The organism is Okeania sp. SIO2F4 (assembly GCF_010672385.1).
In the GTDB taxonomy this organism is placed as follows: domain Bacteria; phylum Cyanobacteriota; class Cyanobacteriia; order Cyanobacteriales; family Microcoleaceae; genus Trichodesmium.
On the sequence record NZ_JAAHGT010000689.1, the window covers coordinates 1 to 5247 of the forward strand.

Here is a 5247-nt window from a genome sequence, read left to right on the forward strand (position 1 = left end):
GTAGTTGCTCAACTTCAGAAAATATCTACTTCCCTCTAGAAAAAGCAGATATTCTGGAAAATTCTCAGACAAATTTTTGAGGGAAAAATTCTGGGGAGACGCCTCTCCTTTTCCGGGGATAAAAAAAATAGAATATTCTATATTTCAATCCCGAAGCTTTCTGTTTGTCATGCTGCCCAAACAGCTAAGGATACTAATAACTGAAATGACTACCTATATCAGAGTAAAATTTTTATCTGTGAGGAGAACTGGCAAAAAGTCGAAGGGAGACAAGAGGTAGTTGCTCAACTTCAGAAAATATCTACTTCCCTCTAGAAAAAGCAGATATTCTGGAAAATTCTCAGACAAATTTTTGAGGGAAAAATTCTGGGGAGACGCCTCTCCTTTTCCGGGGATAAAAAAATAGAATATTCTATATTTCAATCCCGAAGCTTTCTGTTTGTCATGCTGCCCAAACAGCTAAGGATACTAATAACTGAAATGACTACCTATATCAGAGTAAAATTTTTATCTATGAGGAGAACTGGCAAAAAGTCGAAGGGAGGCAAGAGGTAGTTGCTCAACTTCAGAAAATATCTACTTCCCTCTAGAAAAAGCAGATATTCTGGAAAATTCTCAGACAAATTTTTGACCGAAAAATTCTGGTCTCAAGCCTCCCTTTTTAAGGGGATAAAAAAATAGAATATTCCATATTTCAATCCCGAAGCTTTCCTAGGTCATGCTGCGCAAACAGCTAGGGGTACTGATAACTGAAATGACTACCTATATAAGAGTAAAATTTTTATCTATGAGGAGAACTGGCAAAAAGTCGAAGGGAGGCAAGAGGTAGTTGCTCAACTTCAGAAAATATCTACTTCCCTCTAGAAAAAGCAGATATTCTGGAAAATTCTCAGACAAATTTTTGACCGAAAAATTCTGGTCTCAAGCCTCCCCTTTTAAGGGGATAAAACAATAGAATATTTGATATTTCAATCCCGAAGCTTTCCTAGGTCATGCTGCGCAAACAACTAGGGGTACTGATAACTGATAACTGAAATGACTCCTGACTCCTAACTACCACCAAAAATATTACAACTGAAATAGGATTGCTATAATCTAGCAAAAATTTATGAAACTGGTGTGAAAATTATGAGAAAAGTAGAAGTAGTTAAGCATAACCCAAAATGGCGTGAAAAATTTCAGATAGAAGCACAAAAAATTAATCATATTCTAGGAGAAAATATAATTGCCATACATCATATTGGGAGTACAGCTATAGCTCATATTTACGCTAAACCAATTATTGATATATTGGTTGAAGTAAAGGAGCTTGTAAAAGTTGATGAGCGAAATTCCTCAATGGAGTTACTAGGTTACAAAGTAATGGGTGAATTTGGTATTACCGGGCGTCGTTATTTTTGGAAAAATAATCAGGAAGGTATTAGAACTCATCATGTTCATATTTTTGAATTTAATTCAAAGCAAATAGAACGACATTTAGCATTTCGGGATTATATGATTTCTCATCCTGAAGATGCACATAAATATAGTGAATTAAAGCGCAGTTTAGCACAAAAATACCCTACAGATATTGATAGTTATATGAATGGCAAAGATAGCTTTATTAAAGAAATAGCTCGAAAAGCAGCACAATGGCGTCTAAGTATTCAGCAGTCACCCTGTGAGACTATTTAAGGTCTGCTGAAAAAGTATTTTTAAGGCAATACGGTTCAGTTAAGATGAAAAATCCTATGATATGGAACCATTTAGATAGGCTTTTCAGGCTACAGAACTGTCAAAAAAATCCTTAACTGAACCATATTGTTTTTAAGGAGTAGGGAAGTAATTTTGGGTACATCCAACTTTTGAAGAAAGCTAAAAAATGATCGCTATTTAGCAAATAGAGAACAGGAAATAAGGAATAGAAAAAAAGTATTTTTGCAAATATGAGATGCACCCGTAATTTTTGGGCTACTCTTTTGCCCAAAATGCTAAATTTTGAGCATAATAGAGATGAAAAACAGGTACTTTTTCCAGTAATAAAAAAGCTAAAATCTTTATCTGTAAATCTTTTATATTTAATCATTATACGAGAAAAAAACCAAATAAAGCCATAATTAATACCATAATAAATAGATTTTAATTGTTAAATGCTCACCTCTGAATTCTCTTCGCTTAATCCTTAAATTATTTCTTCCCAATTTCCTTTTATCTAGCTCCTTTTTTAGACTTATTGTAAGCATTCACCTATTAGCAGTCAGTTCTTACTGCGGAATGCTACGCAAACAGCTTTTTAATCAATGAAACAATCATTTCGTTTAACTTATAATAAATTTTCAACCAAAGAATTAAAGCATAGTAATGACAAGCTTGACTTGCCAACTAAAGGTAATGAAGCTAATAGCTGATGGCTGACTGCTGAATGCTTAGGATTTATTGGACTAACAGTTTTTTTAATAGTTCTTGACAGTTCATATTGTTATATCAGGGAATAAGAAACAGAGAATAGGGAACAGGTAATAGGGAACAGTTGGAAAAACATTTCCTAGTCTAATATTCATTATCAGTAATTGTCGTAACCAATTCTTTCTTAGCTATAGTAATTAGGAATTAGATGTGAAATAAACTGTAGGGGTTTGGTTTCTAAATCCCATCTTTGTTTGGGTTTGGAGACCAAGCCCCCTACGAGTGGTAAAGAGAGGCTTTCAACCTTTAAGGATTAATTATCAATTATTAATTATTAATTATTAATTATTAATTATCCATAGAATCTATCTCTGCTAATTCTAACCATCTTTCTGTAGCAATATCTATTTCTTGTCCTAAACTTTCTACCTTTTCATGGAGTTTTTGAACTTCGCTGACCTCTGTTGGAGGTGCGTTATAAAGTTTATTTTCTGCCTGAGCTTTTTCAGCTTCTAACTGAGCAATTTTTTTCTCTAAGTTTTGATATTCTCGCTTCTCTTTTGATGATAATTTTCTTTGCCCAGTCTTATCGCGAGAAACTCTTTCTGATTTTTGCTGTTTAGGCTGACTTTCCTTTTGCTTTTCCTCGACTTCTACAGATTTTTTGGCTGCTGCTTCTATTTCTTTATAATCTAAATAAAGTGAATAATTTCCCGGATATTGTCGTAAATTTCCTACTCCTTCAAAAGCAAAAATTCTTTCTACAGTCCGGTCGAGAAAATAGCGATCGTGAGAAACTACAATTACACAACCATTAAATTCTTCGAGATATTCTTCCAGCACTGCCAATGTTTGTACATCTAGATCGTTAGTCGGTTCATCTAAAATCAAAACATTAGGGGCACTCATCAATACTTTTAACAGAAATAATCGTCTTTTTTCCCCACCAGAAAGTTTATAGATAGGAGCATATTGTTGATTGCCTGGAAATAGAAATCTTTCCAACATTTGAGAAGCACTAATTTGAGTACCATCTGAAGTTTGCACATACTCTGCCACATCTTTTATATAATCAATTACCCTTTGATTTTCAGTCGCAGCATCCAACAAATTTTCTGAATGTTGGTCAAAATAACCTATATGTATTGTCGCCCCAATTTCTACTTTCCCAGAATCAGCTTCAACCCTACCTGTAATAATATCCATTAAGGTTGATTTTCCCACTCCATTACCACCAATAATTCCCACTCTATCTTCTGGAACAAATTCATAAGTAAAATCTTTTATCAAAGTTCTACTATCGTAGGATTTAGAAACATTTTCTAACTCAATAACCTTTTTGCCAATCCGACGACCGGGAGTAGAAATATCCACCTTTCCTAAAGCTTGTTTAAATTCTTTTCCTTCCATTTCTTCTATGCGTTGAATTCTGGCTTTTTGTTTAGTGCTGCGAGCCTTCGGACCTCGTTTCAACCATTCTAATTCCCGGCGTAATATGCCTTGATGTTTCCTTTGAGAACTAACGATTGATTCTTCAGCTAAAGCTTTTTTTTCTAAAAAGTAGGAATAGTTACCAGAATAAGTGTAAATATCGCCTCTATCTATTTCCAGAATTTTATTAGTAACCCGGTCGAGAAAATAACGGTCGTGTGTAATTAATAAAATTGCTCCAGAAAAAGTATTTAAGTAACTTTGTAACCATTCTACAGACATCGCATCTAGATGGTTTGTTGGCTCATCCATTAACAAAACATCAGGTTCAGAAAGTAAGGCAGTTGCTAAAGCAATTCGTTTACGATAACCTCCAGATAAGTTACTAACTTTAGCATCAAAATCTTGAATTCCTAATTTACTCAGGATAATTTTTGCCTTAGTTTCTAACTCCCAAGCATTGGTAGAATCCATCTTTTGAGTTACTTCAGAAAAACGCGCCATTAACCGATCGTCTTCTGGATGATGAGCTAATTTTTCTGATAATTCTTCGTACTCTTTTACCAATGCCATTTGTTCGCCACTGTCGGCAAAAACCTGTTCTAAGACAGTATTATTTTCATCCAAATCTGGTTGTTGAGGCAAATAAATAATCCTCACATTTTGATTGACTAAAATTTGACCGCCGTCTGTAGGTTCTAAACCAGCAATCATTTTTAATAGAGTTGATTTTCCCGAACCATTTGTACCAATTAAACCAACTTTGTCACTAGGGTCTAAACTGAAACTGGCATCTTTTAAAATTTCTTTGATGCCAAAATCTTTTTTGACTGATTGAAGTGTGAATATACTCATTTGTTTTAGGGATTAGGGAGTAGGGAGTAGGGAGTAGAAAATAAGAATAAGAACTGTATCTCAGTAACTTGAGAAACACTATAACTAATTAAGCTAAGTTTAGATTATACATCAATTCTAGCTCAAAGCCAAGACTGTCATTTCAGTTATCAGTTATCAGTTATCAGTTATCAGTTCCTCTGGCTGAACCCAGAGGCTTGAAATACTGAATATTCTTTGTTTCATCCCTTAAAAGGGGAGGCTTGAGACCTTATTTTTTGGTCAAAAAGTGTTTGATATTAAGGATAATTTTTAATATCAGCTAATATACTAATCTAAAATAATTTGCAATCTAAAAAACTGTAGGGGTTTGGTTTCCAAATCCCATTTTTTATTGGGTTGTGAGACTAAACCACGTTAGATAAAATATTACCGAATAATTAATAATTAATCATTAAATAATTCAGCTTTATTAGCCTCCCCTTGAAAGGGGAAAAAGCGAAACGCCATATCCAATCTTCCCTCGATAAATAAATTTTTTCTTTTTACTCAATCCTCTCCCTTTTAGGAAGAGGTAATTATCCATTATTGAAAACC

2 protein-coding genes are annotated in these 5247 nt (G+C 34.0%); one reads left to right on the forward strand and one right to left on the reverse strand.

The window, feature by feature from the left end:
- The first annotated feature begins 1128 nt into the window (after nucleotides 1–1128).
- A complete protein-coding gene (locus F6K22_RS30540) occupies nucleotides 1129–1674 on the forward strand; it encodes a GrpB family protein (protein WP_293106879.1) in 546 nt (181 codons plus the stop codon).
- Nucleotides 1675–2733: 1059 nt separating this feature from the next.
- Here F6K22_RS30540 and F6K22_RS30545 read toward each other — a convergent pair.
- Nucleotides 2734–4671 carry an ABC-F family ATP-binding cassette domain-containing protein gene (locus F6K22_RS30545; RefSeq protein WP_293106876.1) on the reverse strand — a complete coding sequence of 646 codons (1938 nt, stop codon included), beginning with the start codon at nucleotides 4669–4671 and terminating at the stop codon, nucleotides 2734–2736.
- Nucleotides 4672–5247: the final 576 nt, after the last annotated feature.

Bases quoted from the DNA above. Each gene is read 5' to 3' on its own strand.
- F6K22_RS30540 (WP_293106879.1), top strand. From the start codon at position 1,129: ATGAGAAAAGTAGAAGTAGTTAAGCATAACCCAAAATGGCGTGAAAAA.
- F6K22_RS30545 (WP_293106876.1), bottom strand. From the start codon at position 4,671: ATGAGTATATTCACACTTCAATCAGTCAAAAAAGATTTTGGCATCAAA.